Consider the following 17,547-nt stretch of genomic DNA (forward strand, 5'->3'; position numbering starts at 1 on the left):
GAAGGAGAGGCCGGCCATGACCGAGGCCGAGCAGAAGAAAGCTCCTGATCTCGCCGCTCTGGAGCAGGAGGGCGAGATCGCTGCCGACTACGTCGAGGGGCTTCTCGACATCGCCGACATCGACGGCGACATCGACATGGACGTCGAGGGCGACCGGGCCCTGGTCTCCGTCGTCGGCCTGAAGAGCAACGAGCTGGTGGGGCCCTCGGGGGAGGTCCTGGAGGCGCTGCAGGAGCTGACCCGGCTGGCCGTCCATCGGCAGACCGGCGAGCGCTCGCGGCTCATGCTCGACGTCGGCGGCTACCGGGAGCGCCGGCGGGCCGAGCTGACCAAGCTCGGCACCGAGGTCGCCGACCGGGTCAGGGACGAGGGCGAGCCCAGGTCGCTGCAGCCGATGACGCCCTTCGAGCGCAAGATCGTCCACGACGCGGTGGCCGCCGCCGGGCTCCGCAGCGAGTCCGAGGGCGAGGAGCCCAACCGCTACGTGGTGGTCTTGCCCGCCTGACCCGCCCGCTCTGATGCGGCCGTCTGCCCGCCCCTGGCGCCCGGCAGGCGGCCGTTCTCTTTTATCCTGGTACGTGCCGCGTACGGTCTGGATCGCCTGAAATCGGGACGCAGGTCCGCGTACCGCCGTGCGCCTGCCGGGTCGGCGGCGCGCTCGGAGGTCGCCTTGCGGGCGGCCCGCTAGTCTTCTTTTGTGATCGCCCCATTAGCCTGGGGGAAGAGCCGATGACCGAAGGCGTTCCCCGGCAGGACGTTCACGCCCGGCCACGACCCAGCACCGAGAAAGGGCCTCCAACCAGTGAGCGATGAGCTGCCGGCGCCGCCGGACATAGCGCGGGACGTCTTCGCCGGGGAGGCTTGGGAGCGCGCCAACGCGTTCGCCGAGCTGCTGGCGGGTCCCGGCGTGGTCCGCGGGCTGCTGGGGCCGCGGGAGGTGCCGCGGATCTGGGATCGCCATCTGCTCAACTGCGCCGTCGTCGCCGAGGCCGTGCCGCCGGACGTCGAGCTGGTGGACATCGGCTCGGGCGCCGGGCTGCCCGGTCTCGTGCTGGCGATCGTCCGGCCGGACATCCGGGTCACGCTGCTGGAGCCGCTGCTGCGCCGTACCGTGTTCCTGGAGGAGAGCGCCGAGGCGCTCAAGCTCGGCAACGTCGAGGTGCTGCGCGGGCGGGCGGAGGAGCTGGCCGGCAAGCGGGTGTTCGACGTGGCCAGCGCGCGGGCGGTCGCGCCGCTCGACCGGCTGCTGACGTGGGCGATGCCGCTGCTGCGCGAGGGCGGCGAGCTCATCGCCATGAAGGGCGAGCGGGCCGCCGGCGAGCTGGCCGAGGCCGAGGATCAGCTACGCGCCTGCGGAGCGCGAACGGCCGAGCTTGTGACCGTCGGGCACGGTAAGGTCGAGCCGCCTGCAACACTGGTTCGGGTGGTAGCGGGTCGCGCGCCGGAGCGAGCCAGGCGGCGACGGAGGAGGTGACGGTCGTGCCAGTCGCGCCATGCGGTCTCGGACGGCCGGACAGCCGTACACCTCCGAGTCCCACCGGATTGGCCGGCCCGCATCGGGCGTGTCGCGACAGCAAATTCCCGGCCCCGGCACACCATCGGTTGAAAGGATGGCCATCGTGACCCAGACCCCCCTGAACCCCGGTGATTCGCCGTTGGTAAGAGAGGCGCTCAGCTCAGTGGTTTCACGTGAAACATCCGCGACCCAGACGGCCGCCCAGTCCGGAGACGCTCCCGACGCCGGCGACGGGGGCTGGCCCCGCCCGGCGAAGACGCGGGTGATCGCGGTGGCCAACCAGAAGGGTGGCGTCGGCAAGACCACCACGTCGGTGAACATCGCGGCGGCGCTGTCCATGAACGGCCAGCGCGTGCTCGTGGTGGACCTCGACCCGCAGGGCAACGCCTCCACCGCCCTGGCCACCGAGCACCGCGGGGACGTGCCGGACGTCTACCAGGTGCTGGTGGACGACCTGCCGATGGCGGACATCGTCAAGCAGGTGCCCGACATGCCCAACCTCTACTGCGCGCCCGCCACCATCGACCTCGCCGGCGCCGAGATCGAGCTGGTGTCGCTGGTGGCGCGGGAGGCCCGGCTGCGGCGGGCGCTGTCGGCGTACGACGCGATCGAGCTGGACTACATCGTCATCGACTGCCCGCCCTCCCTCGGCCTGCTGACCGTCAACGCGCTGGTGGCCGCGGAAGAGGTCATGATCCCCATCCAGTGCGAGTACTATGCGCTGGAGGGGCTCGGGCAGCTCCTCCGGAACGTGGACCTCATCAAGGCCCACCTCAACCCGACGCTGCGGCTGTCCACGATCGTGCTGACGATGTACGACGGGCGGACGCGGCTGGCGTCGCAGGTGGCGGAGGAGGTCCGCTCCCACTTCGGGGAGACCGTGCTGAACACGGTGATCCCGCGGAGCGTACGGCTGTCGGAGGCGCCCAGCTACGGGCAGTCGGTGATGACGTACGACCCGGGGTCGAGCGGGGCGATGGCGTACATGGACGCGGCCCGGGAGATCGCCTTCCGCGCCACCGTCGCCTGACACACCTGTTCCCACCCGAAGCACATCTGGGCCGGGCACAGAGACGTAGAAGCGGGAGCCGTGGCCCGGCAGCACGATGCAGTGCCGAGCCGGTGCTGAGCCGCGTGGGGGCGACGCCCGGAACCTGCCCGCGGAGCCGAAGCGCTGGGGCAAGGGTGTGGGGATCCGCCGGTGGCGCGGATAGCCGTGTGTGGGGGGCGGTGTCGAGCCGGCCGTGAGGCGACGGTGCGGACGGGGTGCCGAGGCGGCGTGGTGTGCGCTCGGGTGGTGCGGCTGCTTCTACGGATCTCCACGTCTCTTGTCGTCGTGGTGGCTCCGGTCTCGCCTTGCCTCCGCTGTCCGGCGTCGTGAGCAGCCGCCGCAGGTCCGGTCCGTGGTTTCGCTGTGACGGCGAGAGGGGGCTCCGTAACGGCCGGCGGCCTCGTGCCGGCCGCGTTTCTGAGACCTGCTCGGGGCTGTAGGGCGCTCGCCCGCTCGCACGCCGGCCGTCTGGACGCTCGGTCGTTCCTCCTCGGGTGCCGGTCTCTCGCCTCTCCACGCGTGCTTCGCGACACGGGGGAGGGATGGCCGGGGATGTCGGTGTAAATCCAGCGGGCCGTGTGTGGCGAGGAGACACCCTGTTGGGCTCGCAACGGTAACCTCTCCTGAGGTGACCGGATTTCGGTTGGTGGATGAGGAGACGTAGTGAGTCAGCAGCGGCGGGGATTGGGCAAGGGGCTCGGGGCGCTCATCCCGACCGGTCCCATCGTTGACGGTCCCGGGACGGTGGCGACGTCCACAGCCCCGGCCAACGGTTCGACGGCGACCGGCGAGGCCGGCCCGAAGCCGATTGCCGGGGCGTACTTCAAGGAAGTGGCGCTCGACGCGATCGTTCCGAACCCGCGCCAGCCGCGTGAGATCTTCGACGAGGAGCGGCTGGAGGAACTGGCCGCCTCCATCAGGGAGGTCGGGCTGCTGCAACCGATCGTGGTGCGGCCCGTCGGCGGTGGCCAGTACGAGCTCATCATGGGGGAGCGGCGTTGGCGGGCGTGCCAGCGGGTCGGGCTCGACTCGGTGCCCGCCATCGTGCGCAACACGCAGGACACCGAGCTCCTACGTGACGCCCTCATCGAGAACCTGCAACGGGAGCAGCTGAACGCCCTCGAAGAGGCGGCGGCGTACCAGCAGCTCCTCGACGATTTCCAGGCGACGCACGAGCAACTGGCCGCGAGGGTGGGCCGCTCGCGCTCGCACATCACCAACACTCTCCGCCTGCTGAACCTCCCGCCCGAAGTTCACCGCAAGGTCGCCGCGGGCACGATCAGCGCCGGGCACGCCCGCGCCCTTCTCGGCCTCAGCTCGGCGGAGGAGCAGATCGAGCTGGCCAAGCGCATCATCGCGGAGCTGCTGTCGGTACGCGCGGTCGAGGAGATCGTCGCCATGGGCAGCGTCAAGGCCGCGGCGCCCCAGAAGGCGGCCCGTGAACGCCGGCCCGCCAAGCCCACCGTCCCCGGTCTCAACCACCTCGCCGAGCGGCTCTCCGACCACTTCGAGACCAAGGTGAAGGTCGATCTCGGGCAGCGGAAGGGCCGGATCGTCGTGGAGTTCGCCACGATCGACGACCTGGAGCGGATCATCGGCACGATGGCTCCGGATGCCGTACGGATGATGCACGAATCCGAGGAGTAGGACTCGCCCGATGGGGCCGCTGTTTCACGTGAAACAGCGGCCCCATCGGTTTTTCCTGGCGCGTGTTTCACGTGAAACAGCGATTCAGAGGTGGGTGGCGGCTGCCTTGCGGAGGTCGTCCAGGAAGTCGTCGACGTGCTCGGGCGTGGTGTCGAAGGCGGTCATCCAGCGAACGGTGCCGGCGGTCTCGTCCCAGTAATGGAAGAGGTAGCGGCGGCGGAGGGTTTCCGTGACGGCGTGCGGAAGCGTCGCGAAGACGGCGTTCGACTGGACGGGGTGAGCGAGGGTCACCCCAGGGATGTCGGCGAGGCCGTCGGCCAGGCGGGTGGCCATCTGGTTGGCGTGGCGGGCGTTGCGGTGCCAGAGGTCGTCCGTGAGCAGCGCGGTGAGCTGAGCGGAGATGAAACGCATCTTCGACGCGAGCTGAAGGGACTGGCGGCGCAGGAAGGGCACGGCTCCGCTCAGGGAAGGATCGAGGACGACCACGGCCTCGGCGGCCAGGGCGCCGTTCTTCGTGCCGCCGAAGCTGAAGACGTCCACGCCCGCGTCGGCGGTGATGGTCTTGAGGTCGCAGCCGAGATGGGCGGCGGCGTTGGCGAGGCGGGCGCCGTCCACATGGAGGCGTAGGCCGGCGGCGTGTGCCGTCTCGGCGAGGGCGGCCATCTCGTCAGGGGAGTAGCACGTGCCCAGCTCCGTCACCTGGGAGATGGAGACGACCGCCGGCTGCGACTCGTGCGGGTTTCCCAGGCCGCCCAGCCGGGACTCGATGTCGGACGGGCGGAGCTTGCCCGCTTCGGTGGGGACCGTCATCAGCTTCACGCCGAGGAGGCGTTCCGCGGCGCCTGCCTCGTGGGTGGCGATGTGCGCGCTGTCGGCGCAGATGACGGCGTCGTAGCGGCGGGCCAGCGTGAGGGCCAGGCCCACCATGTTGGCGCCGGCGCCGTTGAGCACCGCGAAGCCCTCCGCTTCCGGGCCGAACACCTCCTTGACCTTCTCCGCGAAGGCGGCGGTCCAGGTGTCGTCGCCGTAGGCGGGGGCGTCGCCCTGGTTGGCCGTTGTCATGGCTTCGAGGATGTCCGGGTGGACGCCTGCGTGGTTGTCGCTGGCAAAGCTCTTGGGGTACATCGCATCGATCAGCACAAGGCAAGGCTACGACTGGTGGTGGTGCGGCTGTTTCGCAGATCAGGAGGGGGAGCGGACGGGGACAGCCGATTCGCTGGACGGCGCGACGCGTTCGCACGGAACGACGGGGGCGGGCGTTCGAGGCGGCCGGGCACGTGGACGGGCGTTCGAGGCGGCCGGGCACGTGGACGGGCGTTCGAGGCAGCCGGGCACGTGAGCGGGCGTTCGAGGCAGCCGGGCACGTGGGCGGCGGGTGTGCTCGGGCCGGAAGGCTGTCCGGGTGCGGGCGTTCGGCCGGGGGGCATGATCCGCGGTAAGAGGGCCCGCCGGATGCATGGTCCGGCGGGCCGAGGAGCGCGTCGCTGGAGGGATCCGGCGACGGGTTATGCGCGGGAGCGGGCGGCGGCGTTCTGGAGGAGGGTGCGGCAGAGGTCGCTCAGGTCCTGGCCGGCCGCCTCGGCGGCCATCGGCAGCAGGGAGGTCTCCGTCATCCCGGGGGCCACGTTGACCTCCAGGAAGTAGGGGACGTCGTCGGCGTCCACGATCAGGTCCGTGCGCGAGATGTCGCGGAGACCGAGGGCCGTGTGGGCGGTGACCGCGGTCTCGGCGCACGCCGCGGCGGCCGCGGGGGAGAGGCGGGCGGGGGCGAAGAACTCGGTGTGCCCGGCGGTGTAGCGGGCCGCGTAGTCGTAGACGCCCTCGTCCGGGACGATCTCGACGGCGGGCAGGGCGATCGGGCCGTCGCCGAGGTCCACCACCGACACGGCGACCTCCACGCCCTCGACGTAGCGCTCGATGAGAGCGGTGTCGCCGTAGGCGAAGCAGCCGACCATCGCGGCGGGAAGCTCCTCGGCCGTACGGACGATCGAGGCGCCCAGCGCGGAGCCGCCCCGCGCGGGCTTGACGAACAGGGGAAGGCCGAGACGCTCGATGATCCGCCCGAGCACGACCGTGGCGCCCAGGTCGTGGAAGGTCTCCTTGGGCAGCGTGACCGACTCCGGCGTACGCAGGCCGACGGAGCGGACGACCGCCTTGGCGGTGGGCTTGTCGAAGGCCACCCGGCAGGCGTCGGGGTCGGCACCCACGTACGGCACGTCGAGGAGCTCCAGGACGGAGCGGATGGCGCCGTCCTCGCCCGCGCCACCGTGCAGGGTCACGAACACCGCGTCCGGGGGATCGGCGAGGATCGAGGGCACGAGGGAGGCGTCGGTGTCGCGGGTCTCGACGTCGACGCCCGCGGCGCGCAGCACCTCGTTGACCCGGCGACCCGAGCGCAGGGACACCTCTCGCTCGTAGGAGAGGCCTCCGGCCAGCACCAGCACATGGCCCAGATCGCTCATCTCTTCTCCTCTGCTGACAGAACGCTGTCCGAGCGTACCGGCGCCGGAGGCGAAGGAGGTACGTGAGGTGCTCGTCCTGGGGTTTCGTCCGGTGATTCCGCCCACGGCGGAGCGGGTCGGGGCAGCGCCGCCGTCGAGTGGCGGTGCTGCCCCGAGTGCGCGAAAGGGGTCAGGCCAGGTCCGGGCCCGGCGTGTCGACGCCGTTGTGGTCGCGGGCCGAGCTGGTGCCGAACGTGTCCCGGAGCTGGATCTCCTGCTCGACCACCCCGGCCAGCCGCCGCACGCCCTCCCGGATCCGATCCGGCTCGGGGTAGCAGTACGACAGCCGCATGTGCCTGGCGCCGCTGCCGTCCGAGAAGAAGCCGGTGCCCGGGACGAAGGCCACCCGCTCGGCGACGGCCCTCGGCAGGATGGCCTTCGAGTCGAGCCCTTCGGGCAGGGTGGCCCAGACGAAGAAGCCCCCGGCGGGCCGGGTCCAGGTGACCTCCGGGGGCATCAGGGCGTCGAGCGCGTCGAGCAGCGCGTCGCGGCGCTCGCGGTAGAGCTCGCGGAAGGTCTTGATCTGCTCCCGCCACGGCTGGGTGGCGAGGTACTGGCCGACGGCGAGCTGCGTGAACGACGAGTGCGACAACACGGCCGACTCCATGGCGAGCACGAGCTTGTCGCGGATCGCGTGCGGCGCCAGCGCCCAGCCGACCCGGAAGCCGGGGGCGAGGGTCTTGGAGAACGACCCGAGGTAGACGACCCCGTCGGGGTTGTCGGCCCGCAGCGCGGGCATGGGCTCGCCGTCGAAGCCGAGCAGCCCGTACGGGTTGTCCTCGATGACCAGCACCCCGGCCCGCTGGCAGATGTCGAGGACCTGCTGGCGGCGGGCGATGTTGAGGGTGACGCCGGCCGGGTTCTGGAAGTTGGGGATCGTGTAGAGGAACTTGATGGGCGCGCCCGCGGTCTCCAGCGCGTAGATGGTCTGGGCCAGGGACTCGGGCACGATGCCCTGGTCGTCCATGGCGATGTGGACCACCTTGGCCTGGTAGGCGGCGAAAGTGCCCAGCGCTCCTACGTACGAGGGACCCTCGGCGAGCACCACGTCGCCCGGGTCGATGAAGATGCGGGTGATCAGGTCGAGTGCCTGCTGCGAGCCCACGGTGACGACCACGTCGTCCGCCACGGCCTGGATCCCCTCCAGCCGCATGACGTCGCAGATCTGCTCGCGCAGGTGCGGGTCACCCTGGCCGGAGCCGTACTGGAGCGCGACCGGGCCGCGCCGCGTGACGAGGTCGGAGACCAGCTCGCCGACCATGTCGAGGGGGAGGGCGGTGACGTACGGCATGCCGCCCGCGAGCGAGACCACCTCGGGCCTCGACGCGACGGCGAAGAGAGCTCGGATCTCGGAAGCGACCATCCCGGTAGCTCGCGCGGCGTACCGATCGACGTAGGCGTCGATGCGCGACCCTTGGGGCGGCGCGGGTGTCTGACCGTGATCCAGCTCTTCCGTCACGGCCCACCTCCTAGGTCTCATATGGGGCGGAAATACCAGATTACGCCAGACGGACATGTCGCACGTGACCGGGCTCGGCGTCGTGGTGTCCGCTGGCGTCTTCTTCACTGAGCTACGATGCCACCTGTGGACGCGGTTTTCGCGCGCTTTTCCGGGTCAACGATAGGGGCCGTAGTTGTCGCGCCGGCTGGTCAACATTACCCTGGACAATCTTGAAGATTTGCCGCGCCGCTGCCGGCGGTGCGTGTTCTGGGAGCTCGACCCCATGAGCGGGGAGCGCGCGCTGGAGTCGGGTGACCCGGGCCTGGAGAAGGAAGCATGGCTCTCCGCGACGCTGCTGGAGTGGGGAAGCTGCGGCAAGATCGTGTACGTGGACGGCGTGCCGGCCGGATTCGTGCTCTACAGCCCGCCCCTGCACACCCCGCGCTCGGTGGCGTTCCCGACCTCTCCGGTCAGCGCGGACGCGGTCCTGCTGATGACGGCGCACATCATCCCGGAGTTCGCCGGCGGCGGGCTGGGGCGGATGCTCATCCAGGGCGTGGCCAAGGACCTGACGCGGCGCGGGGTCAAGGCCATCGAGGCGTTCGGGGACCTCAAGTGGGAGGAACCCAGTTGTATCGTTCCCGCGGAGTATTTGCTGTCGGTGGGATTTAAGACGGTTCGTCCGCATTTGCGTTTTCCGCGGCTGCGGCTCGAACTCAAGAGCGCCGTCTCGTGGCGTGAGGACGTCGAGGTGGCGCTCGAACGCCTTCTCGGCTCCATGAGCCCGGAACGGGCCCTGCGTCCCGTCTGAGAGCCGCTGGCGGCCGCTCCAGGAGCCCCAGTCATGCGATGAGCCCCCCGCGGAGACCGCGGGGGGCTCATCGACGAGCGGGCGCACGCTCGGACGACGCCTGGACGCACGCTCAGATGACGCCGTCGAGCTCGCGCAGCAGCATGGCCTTCGGCTTGGCGCCGATGATCTGCTTGACGACCTTGCCGTCCTTGTAGACGTTCATCGTGGGGATCTGGAGCACACCGTACTGGCGAGGGACCTCGGGGTTCTCGTCGATGTTGAGCTTGACGATCTCCAGCTTGTCGCCGTGCTCCTTGGAGATCTCCTCCAGGATGGGCGAGACCTGACGGCACGGGCCGCACCACTCGGCCCAGAAGTCGACGAGCACGGGCTTGCCGCTCTTGAGAACCTCGGCCTCGAACGTGGCGTCGGTGACTGCCTTCACAGTGCGCTCCTTACTTGTCGTTCTCGGCGAGCCAGCGCTCGGAGTCGAGCGAGGCCGCACAACCGGTGCCGGCCGCGGTGATGGCCTGGCGGTAGGTGTGGTCGACCACGTCACCCGCGGCGAAGACACCAGGGATGTTGGTCGCCGTGCTGGGGGAGGCGACCTTCACGTACCCGTTCTCGTCCAGGTCGATCTGACCCTTGACGAGATCGGTACGCGGATCGTGGCCGATCGCGAGGAACAGCGCGTCGGTCGCCAGCTCGCACTCCTCGCCGGTCTTGACGTTGCGCAGCTTGACGGCCTCGACCTTGGTGTCGCCGAGGACGTCGACGACCTCGGAGTCCCAGACGAAGCGGATCTTGTCGTTGGCGAACGCCCGCTCCTGCATGATCTTGCTGGCCCGCAGCTCGTCACGCCGGTGGACCACGGTGACCATGCGCCCGAACCGGGTCAGGAACGTGGCCTCCTCCATCGCCGTGTCGCCGCCGCCGACGACCACGATGTCCTTGTTGCGGAAGAAGAAGCCGTCACAGGTGGCGCACCAGGACACGCCGTGGCCGGACAGGCGCTTCTCGTTCTCCAGCCCGAGCTCGCGGTAGCCGGAGCCCATGGCCAGGATGACGGACTTGGCGTAGTAGGTGTCGGTGTGCGTCTTGACGACCTTGGGGTTGGCCTCCAGGTCGACCTCGACGACGTCGTCCGCCACCAGCTCGGCGCCGAAGCGCTCGGCCTGCTTGCGCAGGTTGTCCATGAGGTCGGGCCCCATGATCCCGTCGGGGAACCCGGGGAAGTTCTCCACGTCGGTGGTGTTCATGAGCGCGCCACCGGCGGTGACGGAGCCCTCGAAGACCAGGGGCTTGAGCTCGGCGCGCGCGGAGTAGACGGCCGCGGTGTAGCCGGCTGGCCCGGATCCAATGATGATCACGTTACGAACGTCGCTCAACGCTCCACGCCTTCCTCGTCTGCTTGTTGCACCGGCGTCAACAGATCCTAGGCCGCCCTGATTCCCCGCCCTACCCGCGACGCCGCTGCGGCACCGCCGATCCCTCCACCCACCTGCGCGAACGACCGTTTGTGCGTACTTTTCCACAGGGTTTCCGCGCACAGCAGAAGAGCCCGCCGAAGCGGGCTCTTCGCACGATGAACGCGAGCGAGGGCTACCAGCGGCCCAGCGCGGGCTTGCGCAGGTTCTTGCAGTTGAACGGATCGACGATGTCGATGCGGATCTTCTTGGCCGCGCGGTTCTTCCAGGAGGTGACGATGAGCGCCTCCTGGCCGTTGTACTGGCCCTGGTCGACCGCGAAGGTCTCCAGCTTGCTGCGGTCGCCCACCTTGCTGACGCACCGGGACACCGGGTCGGTGCCGGAGTTGTCGCCGCCCATCGGCTGCTGCCCCTGGGCGAAGCCGAAGAACTGCTCCATCGGCTGGCGCAGCTCGTTGTCGCTGTAGTTGTAGCCGCTGTCGGTCAGCTTGTAAGCCCGCGCCGGCGCTTTCGTGAAGTCCTTCGAAGCGCTGGTGGCGGGCAGCGCGACCGGCGCGGACCCGGCCGTCGAGCCGCCGGAGGCGAGCAGGTTCGTCGAGACCACCGCCGTGCCGACCACGGCCGCCGCGGCCGCCGCCGCCACCGCGGGCAGCGCCCAACGGCGCCGCCTGGTGGACCGCGTGCTCGCCGGGACGATGGTGCCGTCGTCGGAGACCACCCCGAGGCGCACGGGCTCGGCGGCGTCCGCTTCCGTACGGCCGCCCGCGCCCGTACGGCTCACGGCGCCCACCGGCTGCGGCACCTCGACCGGCCGCTCCCAGGGGGCGTCCCGCATGAGCTCGTCCCAGTCAGGCGTCTCCGCGAGGCCGACCGCCCCGCGTCGAGATTCCGCCTCGGCCGCCAGGGCCTTGTCGATGCGCAATGCGACACCCATCGGCATGGCCGGGGTGGGGGTCGCCGCGAGCACCTCGCGAACCGCCGCCAGGTCGGCCAGCCGCTCCCCGCAGGGGTCGCATACCGCGAGATGCTCGCGGACCTGGCGTGCCGTGGCAGCGTCCAGGAGATCCTCGGCCAACTCGGCGAGGGTCTCCAGATCGTAGTGCGTATCACCCGTCACGAAGTTCTGCTCCCTTCGCGGATGAGACGCGATTGAGCTCAGATCGGTTCCGCAGATGCGAAAGAATCGGGGCAAGTTTCGCACGCCCGCGGGCGCACCGGCTCTTCACGGTGCCGCTCGGCACCTCCAGCACCTGAGCTGCGTCTTCGACCGAATAACCCATCATGTCCACGAGTACGAGGGCCGCCCGCTGGTCGGCGGGCAGCAGTTTGAGAGCGGCCGAAACCTCCAGCGAGACCTCGCGCTCCAGAGTCTGGTCGGGCATCGGCGTCTCGCGCTCGGCGGCCTCGATGAGCTCGTCGTCGGCCACCGGCCGCACGGACTTGCGCCGCATGCGGTCGAGGCAGGCGTTGACCACGATGCGGTGCAGCCAGGTGGTGACGGCCGCTTCGCCGCGGAACGAGGCGGCCTTGCGATAGGCGGAGACGAAGGCGTCCTGCACCGCGTCGGCGGCCTCGTCCGGGTCACCGAGCGTACGCAGGGCGACCGCCCACATGCGGTCGCGGTGCCGTTTGACGATTTCGCTGAAGGCGTGAGGATCCCCGTTGATGTGCGCGGTCAACAGCTCGGCGTCCGTGACCGCCGGCCGATCCGCTGCTGAAGGTGTATCGGGTGGGGAGTTCACAAGAGAATTTCCTGATTATGCCGATCCGGGAGAGTGCACGACTACTTCATAGATGGTGCCACGAAACATCCCTGCATCCGCCGGAAGTCGGGTAAACCAGATCAAAACGTACTGTCCGCTCGCCGCCTGATCGGGTTTCAGCGTGGTCTTGCCGGACGCGTCCTTGGCCGTGGCGACCGTCTTCAGCGAGCCGAGGTCGGCCGAGCCTCCCACCTTGAGCTCCACGCCCGCGCCCGAGGCGTCGGCCAGCGTCACCGCCACGTCGCTGACCTGGACGGACTTGCCCATGTCGAGCAGCAGGCCGACGCCCTTCTTGAGGTTGCCCAGCTCGGCACTGGTGTAGCTCTGGGTCTTCCACAGGGTGCTGGGCTTGCCGTCGATGGCGAACTTGGCCTCGTCGGTGTTCTCGTCGCCGTCGTCGCCGAGCGGGTCGAAGCCCCGGGCCTTGTCCGGCTTGACCACCTGGGCCGCCGCCGCGGAGGACGAGGACGCCGAGGCGCTCGGCGTGGTGGGCTGCGCCTCCGGCTCGGTGCCGCTGCCCAGGCTGCGGCCGATGGTCCAGGCGCCGACGCCGACCGCGACGATGACGAGCAGCACCACGATCGTCATCAGCACCCGGTTGAGGGTGCTGCCGCCGCCGCCCGGCGGGCGCCGCGGCACGTGCGGCCTCGGGGTCTGGGTGGTCTGCGGGCGGTGCGCGACGTCGAGGCCCTCGCTGTGCGAGGCGGCGGGCACCGTGGGCGTGGCGGGGTAGGCGATGGGGATCGGCATCGGCCTGGCCACGTCGGCCAGCGCCTCGGCGATCTCGGCCGGGCTGGACAGCGCGCCCTGGCCCCTGCGCGAGTCGGGCAGGCAGGCCCGCACCGTCACGGCGTCGAGGTAGCCGGGCACGCCGGCGGTGACCTGGCGCGGCGTGCAGAAGCGGCCGTCCATCATGGGGGCCGGCGGCAGGCCGCCCTCCTCCTCGTCGCCGGGCCAGTGGCCGGTCAGGCCCGCGTACAGCAGCCGGCCCAGGCCCTCGGCGTCGTCGAGCGCCGGCTGGTCGGTGGTCAGGCCGTACATGGCGGCGTCGACCGCCACGCCGAGCACCTTGACGGTGTTGCCGGTGGTCCACACCAGGTGGGCCGGGCGCAGGCACAGGTGGTAGAGGCGGGCCTCGTGGGCGTGCGCCAGGGCCTCGGCGGCCTCGGCCACCAGCCCGGCCGCGCGCTCGGGCTCCATCGGGCCGCCGGCCAGCAGGTCGGCCAGCGAGTCGCCGGTGACCCACTCGCTGACGACGTAGGCGTGCTTGTCGTCCTCGGCCGCGTCGAACACCTGGGTCAGGCGCGGGTCGGTGAGCCGGCTGGCCGCGCGGGCGGCCGTGACGACCTCGTGCACGCGGGGGAAGTCGGGGGCGAAGGTGTGCACCGCCACGGGGCGGGCCAGGATCTCGTCGATGGCCTTCCAGAGCGTCGCGCCGTCGGACTCGCTGACGCGGTCCTCCAGCCGGAAGCGCTCGGCGAGGCGGGTGCCGGGTTCGACGGCCGATGTGCTCACTGGCTCACTCCGCTTGGCCGATCGGGCATGACTCGTCTCTCCCGCGTGGTGTCCCACGAAGGCGCGCTATGCCGGGTGGATCCGCCCACGCCCCTCCTGCTTCCATTCGCGCGTGTCGGACTCCATCGTAGTGCCGAGTTTCTTTACCGACCTACCCGTCTCGCGACCATCCCAACGATCGAGTTGACCTCCGGTATGCGCATTCTGTGAGCCACACCGAGGTAGAGCAGCAGTCCGAGGCCGCCGCCGACCGCCAGGACGATGAGCGAGGTGACGAAACCGAGACCCCCGAACGCCTGCGTGACCGCCCAGACCGCGGCCAGCGCCAGCACGGCGGTGGGCAGCGAGGCGAGGTACATCCGGGTCAGCGCCATGCCGATCGTCCAGCCGTCGAGGCCGTGGACCCGGCGGCTGGCCAGCCACCAGGCGAGGACCGCGCCCAGCCCGTACGCGATCGCGTACGCGAGGGCCAGCCCCATGACCGCGTACCGGGCCGGCAGCAGCAGGTAGAACACCACCATCAGCCCCGCGTTGACCGCGGTCGTGCCGGCCCCGACGTAGACCGGCGTCCGCGTGTCGCCGAAGCTGTAGAAGACCCGCAGCAGGAGCTGGAAGACCGAGAACGGCACCAGCGCCAGGCCGTAGACCTGGAGCACGTTGCCGATGTAGACCGCGTCGGCCACGGTGTTGGCCCCGTGCCCGTAGATCGGCACGGTGATCGCCGGCCCGAGCACCATGAGCAGCAGCGACACCGGCACCATCAGCGCGCAGATGAGCCGCACGCTGGAGCCGAACTCGTCGCGCACCTCGCCGAGCCGGCCATCGCCGACCGCCCGGCTCATGCGCGGCAGCATGGCCGTGATCACCGAGACGCCGATGACGCCGTACGGGAGCTGGAAGAGCTGGAACGCCAGCGAGTAGGGGCTGATGCCGTGGCCCGACACCTCGTCGCCGGCCCTGGCCGCCAGGTTGGTGGTCAGCAGGAAGCCGAGCTGGGTGACGATGACGTAGCCGATCGTCCAGATGCCGGCCTTGCCCATCTCGCCCAGCCGGGCGTTGCGCAGGTCGAAGCGGGGCACGAAGGAGAAGCCGGCCCGGCGCAGCGCGACGATCAGCACCGACGCCTGGGCCACGATGCCGGCCGTGGTGCCGAGCCCGAGCAGCGCGAGGTCGAGGTCGGTGACCGCCTCGACGTTGTCGCGCGCGCTGCTGACCAGCGCGTACGCCACGAACACGCAGATCACGACCAGGTTGTTGAGCACCGGCGCCCACATGGGCGCGCCGAACCGGTCGCGCGTGTTGAGGATCGCGCCCGCCACCGCGCCGATGCCGAAGAAGGCGAGCTGCGGCAGGATGAACCGGGCCAGCATGACGCTGACCTCGTACTTCCTGCTGTCGGGCGCCCAGCCGGTGTAGAGCTCGATGAGCAGCGGCGCGGCGAGCACGGCCAGCACCGCCACGACGGCCAGCGTTACCGTCGCCACGGTCAGCAGCCGCTGCTCGTAGGCCCGGCCGCCGTCGGGGTCGTGCTGCTGGGCCCGCACGATCATCGGCACCACGACGCTGCTGAGCACGCCGAGCAGCAGCAGGTCGAGAATGCTGTACGGGATCGAGTAGGCGGCGTTGTAGGCGTCGCCCAGCGCGGCCGTGCCGATGGCGTAGGCGAGCACCATGGTCCGCACGAACCCGGTGACCCGGGAGACCATCGTCCCGGCCGCCATGATGGCGCTGGCCCGCATCATGCGGCTCATACGGCTTCACTCTCCCGGTTCCTGGCGGCGGTGGCGCGCCTGCGTTCGGCCCTGCGCCGCAGCACCCGCGTCACCACGGCGGCCAGCATGACGGTGAGCGCGGCGCCCACGATCACCGAGGCGATGCCGGTGTAGCCGGTGGTGCGGATGGTCAGGCGCTGCGGCTCGCCGTACGCCTTGCCGTCGGCGGTCTTGAGCTGGACGATCACCGTCGCGTCGCCGCTGGTGCCGGGCGTGGCGTTCATCGACACCTGGACGGTGCCGCTCTGGCCGGCGCCGATGGTCAGCAGCTCCTGCCGGTCCTTCCTCGGGATGATCTGCAGCAGCTTCTGGTCGGCGGACTTGACGTCGATGTAGAGCTTGACCTCGGCGCCGCTGGAGTTCTTCACGCTGATGGGCACCTCGCCGTTGCTGCCGGCCAGCGTCTTCGGCCGGTCGGGCCCGACGCCGGTGATCTGGACGCGGTTGACGCGCTCGGTGACCTCCTTGCTCACGGCGCTCGTCACCGCGCGGCCCATGCGGGTGTTGTTGCGCCAGGCCGAGGAGGCGGCGCGCAGCACCGCGGCGTCGAAGCCGGACGGCGTACGCGTGCTCTTGATGAGCGTGGTGAGCTCGGCCTGCGCGGCGGCTTCCTTGATCGGCCCCAGGTACTTGCCGCTCAGCTCCTCGCGGCGGTCCTGGTCGGTGTAGGTCAGCCCGGCGCGCGGCACCGACGCCTTGCCGGGCTTGACGGACTCCAGCGAGGTGAGCTGGAGCCAGGGCAGCCGTTTCGCGGTGTCGAGCAGGCCGGTGACGAGCGCCGGGTTGGGGTCCCAGCGCCGCGACGGGGCGACGACCACCGAGCGGGGCAGGACCTGGCCGGGCTCCGTGGCGATCATCGCGGTCTCGGCGACGAAGCGCTGCGTGCTGAGCAGCAGCGACGAGCCGGCCTGGGGCTCGAACAGGCGGCTCAGCTCGGTGTCGGCGACCAGCGCCGTGACGGGGCCGTTGACCGTGTCGAGGGTGGCGGCGGCGTCGGGCGTGAACGTGAGCGGCGCTTGTGCCTGCGCCTGCTGCCGCGGCGGCAGGTTGGTGGAGTTGAGCAGGACGGTGTCGACCTTGTCGTCGCTGACCGCGAGCAGGTCGAGCGCGTCGGCGTCGAGCAGGCCCACGGCCGGCCAGTTGATCGTGGTCTTCACGTCGCGGCCGAGCAGTTCCTTGGCCTTCTGGCCGCCGAGTCTGATCGCCCGGCCGGGCTGGTCGTCCAGGCCCTGGTGGGTGAGGGCCGTGATGTCGGGGTCGGCGTACGGGACGGCGACGACGGGGGAGGCGGCCAGCGCGGTGCGCATGGCCTGCAGCCACTGGCCGGCCGCGGCGCTGGCGGGCCTGTCCTGCTCGCCGTCCTTGGTCTTGACCTTGTAGTTCTTGGACATGACGGCGAGGTCGTCGAGCAGCGAGGGCTCGACGAACCACGTCACGCTGCTGGGCGCGGACTGGGCGATGGCCAGCAGGTCGGCCAGGCGGCCCTTGCCGCTGATCGCCTGGCTCAGCTTGTCGTCGACGAACACGGGCTCGTCGGTGGCCCGGTGGGGCTGGTCGATGACCGGCAGGGCCACGGCCAGCTTGGTGCGCGGCAGCTTCTGCGGGGTCGGCGGCGCGTAGGTGAGCAGCGTGCGCTGCGCCTGGAGCGGCACGCCGTACTGGGCGATGTCCACGGCGATCTTGTAGACGCCGAACTCGCGCAGGCCGAGCTGGACCGGCGTGGCCTGGAACTCCCAGCGGGCGCTGCTCCCCGAGGCCAGCGGCTGCAGGTCCATGTAGGAGGTGCGGGTGGAGACGTTGACCGGCAGCGTCGCCGTGGTCTGGTCGTTGAGGTAGGTGGACATGGAGGCGCGGTCGGGCAGCTTTTGGGCGTCGTAGCGCAGGCGTACCTGGAGGCCGGTCATGTCGGTGCCGCTGTCGTTGCGCACCGTGCCGGTGAACTTGATCACCTCGGTCGCGGTGCGCGGGACGGAGGGCGTGATGGAGGCGATGGCGACGGACAGCGACTGCCTGCTGGATGGCGCGCTCGTGGCAGCCGTGCTCGGCGTCACCGCCAGGACGGGGGCGAGCAACGCGGCGGACAGCACGGCGAGCAGCGCGGTCTTACGGATCACGCGGCTG

The 17,547-nt window shown here is 70.6% G+C and carries 15 protein-coding genes; 5 read left to right on the plus strand and 10 right to left on the minus strand.

The features are described 5' to 3' along the window. Window positions 1-16: 16 nt before the first annotated feature. From AB0H75_RS45490 to AB0H75_RS45505, 4 genes are all read left to right on the plus strand, one after another. On the plus strand, window positions 17-505 hold the full coding sequence (locus AB0H75_RS45490; protein WP_367807378.1) for a protein jag: 489 nt from the start codon (window positions 17-19) through the stop codon (window positions 503-505). 297 nt (window positions 506-802) lie between these two features. Next, complete coding sequence (gene rsmG, locus AB0H75_RS45495; RefSeq protein WP_367807380.1) at window positions 803-1,474, plus strand: 16S rRNA (guanine(527)-N(7))-methyltransferase RsmG; 672 nt, start codon at window positions 803-805, stop codon at window positions 1,472-1,474. A gap of 136 nt (window positions 1,475-1,610) precedes the next feature. Then, the gene (locus tag AB0H75_RS45500) at window positions 1,611-2,546 is read left to right on the plus strand and encodes a ParA family protein (protein WP_367807382.1); all 936 of its coding nucleotides are present in this window, start codon (window positions 1,611-1,613) and stop codon (window positions 2,544-2,546) included. Window positions 2,547-3,230: 684 nt separating this feature from the next. Continuing rightward, a complete protein-coding gene (locus AB0H75_RS45505; protein ID WP_367807384.1) occupies window positions 3,231-4,214 on the plus strand; it encodes a ParB/RepB/Spo0J family partition protein in 984 nt (327 codons plus the stop codon). An 84-nt stretch (window positions 4,215-4,298) separates the two neighbouring features. On the opposite strand, the gene AB0H75_RS45510 is transcribed toward AB0H75_RS45505, so the two are convergent. From AB0H75_RS45510 to AB0H75_RS45520, 3 genes are all read right to left on the minus strand, one after another. Next, window positions 4,299-5,354, minus strand: a complete 1,056-nt coding sequence (locus AB0H75_RS45510; RefSeq protein ID WP_367807386.1) for a low specificity L-threonine aldolase — start codon at window positions 5,352-5,354, stop codon at window positions 4,299-4,301. Window positions 5,355-5,719: 365 nt separating this feature from the next. Then, entirely contained in the window at window positions 5,720-6,676 is a 957-nt protein-coding gene (locus tag AB0H75_RS45515; RefSeq protein WP_367807388.1) for a D-alanine--D-alanine ligase, read from the minus strand. A gap of 169 nt (window positions 6,677-6,845) precedes the next feature. Beyond that, entirely contained in the window at window positions 6,846-8,078 is a 1,233-nt protein-coding gene (locus AB0H75_RS45520) for a PLP-dependent aminotransferase family protein (protein ID WP_367807450.1), read from the minus strand. A 271-nt stretch (window positions 8,079-8,349) separates the two neighbouring features. Between AB0H75_RS45520 and AB0H75_RS45525 the strand changes: the two genes are divergently transcribed. Beyond that, window positions 8,350-8,967: a GNAT family N-acetyltransferase gene (locus AB0H75_RS45525; protein WP_367807390.1), complete on the plus strand. Its 618-nt coding sequence runs from the start codon at window positions 8,350-8,352 to the stop codon at window positions 8,965-8,967. Window positions 8,968-9,079: 112 nt separating this feature from the next. On the opposite strand, the gene trxA is transcribed toward AB0H75_RS45525, so the two are convergent. The 7 genes from trxA to AB0H75_RS45560 all read right to left on the minus strand — a co-directional run bounded on the left by trxA (window position 9,080) and on the right by AB0H75_RS45560 (window position 17,540). Next, complete coding sequence (gene trxA / locus AB0H75_RS45530) at window positions 9,080-9,394, minus strand: thioredoxin (protein WP_367807392.1); 315 nt, start codon at window positions 9,392-9,394, stop codon at window positions 9,080-9,082. 10 nt (window positions 9,395-9,404) lie between these two features. Beyond that, window positions 9,405-10,337: a thioredoxin-disulfide reductase gene (gene trxB / locus AB0H75_RS45535; RefSeq protein ID WP_367807394.1), complete on the minus strand. Its 933-nt coding sequence runs from the start codon at window positions 10,335-10,337 to the stop codon at window positions 9,405-9,407. A gap of 214 nt (window positions 10,338-10,551) precedes the next feature. Further along, on the minus strand, window positions 10,552-11,493 hold the full coding sequence (locus AB0H75_RS45540; protein WP_367807396.1) for an anti-sigma factor: 942 nt from the start codon (window positions 11,491-11,493) through the stop codon (window positions 10,552-10,554). Beyond that, on the minus strand, window positions 11,483-12,118 hold the full coding sequence (gene sigM / locus AB0H75_RS45545) for an RNA polymerase sigma factor SigM (protein WP_367807398.1): 636 nt from the start codon (window positions 12,116-12,118) through the stop codon (window positions 11,483-11,485). Before sigM ends, AB0H75_RS45540 begins: the two co-directional genes overlap by 11 nt. Before the next feature lie 15 nt (window positions 12,119-12,133). Further along, window positions 12,134-13,654: a protein kinase family protein gene (locus AB0H75_RS45550; RefSeq protein ID WP_367807400.1), complete on the minus strand. Its 1,521-nt coding sequence runs from the start codon at window positions 13,652-13,654 to the stop codon at window positions 12,134-12,136. Between the two features lie 143 nt (window positions 13,655-13,797). Continuing rightward, window positions 13,798-15,405: a murein biosynthesis integral membrane protein MurJ gene (gene murJ, locus AB0H75_RS45555; protein ID WP_367807402.1), complete on the minus strand. Its 1,608-nt coding sequence runs from the start codon at window positions 15,403-15,405 to the stop codon at window positions 13,798-13,800. Further along, window positions 15,402-17,540 carry a DUF6049 family protein gene (locus AB0H75_RS45560; protein ID WP_367807404.1) on the minus strand — a complete coding sequence of 713 codons (2,139 nt, stop codon included), beginning with the start codon at window positions 17,538-17,540 and terminating at the stop codon, window positions 15,402-15,404. Before AB0H75_RS45560 ends, murJ begins: the two co-directional genes overlap by 4 nt. Between the last annotated feature and the right edge of the window lie 7 nt (window positions 17,541-17,547).

The organism is Nonomuraea sp. NPDC050783 (assembly GCF_040802095.1).
GTDB lineage: Bacteria > Actinomycetota > Actinomycetes > Streptosporangiales > Streptosporangiaceae > Nonomuraea.

Excerpts from the sequence above, each read along its gene's own strand:
- murJ (WP_367807402.1), bottom strand. The coding sequence starts at position 15,405 with ATGAGCCGCATGATGCGGGCCAGCGCCATCATGGCGGCCGGGACGATG.
- AB0H75_RS45515 (WP_367807388.1), bottom strand. The coding sequence starts at position 6,676 with ATGAGCGATCTGGGCCATGTGCTGGTGCTGGCCGGAGGCCTCTCCTAC.
- AB0H75_RS45500 (WP_367807382.1), top strand. The coding sequence starts at position 1,611 with ATGGCCATCGTGACCCAGACCCCCCTGAACCCCGGTGATTCGCCGTTG.
- AB0H75_RS45490 (WP_367807378.1), top strand. The coding sequence starts at position 17 with ATGACCGAGGCCGAGCAGAAGAAAGCTCCTGATCTCGCCGCTCTGGAG.
- AB0H75_RS45520 (WP_367807450.1), bottom strand. The coding sequence starts at position 8,078 with ATGGTCGCTTCCGAGATCCGAGCTCTCTTCGCCGTCGCGTCGAGGCCC.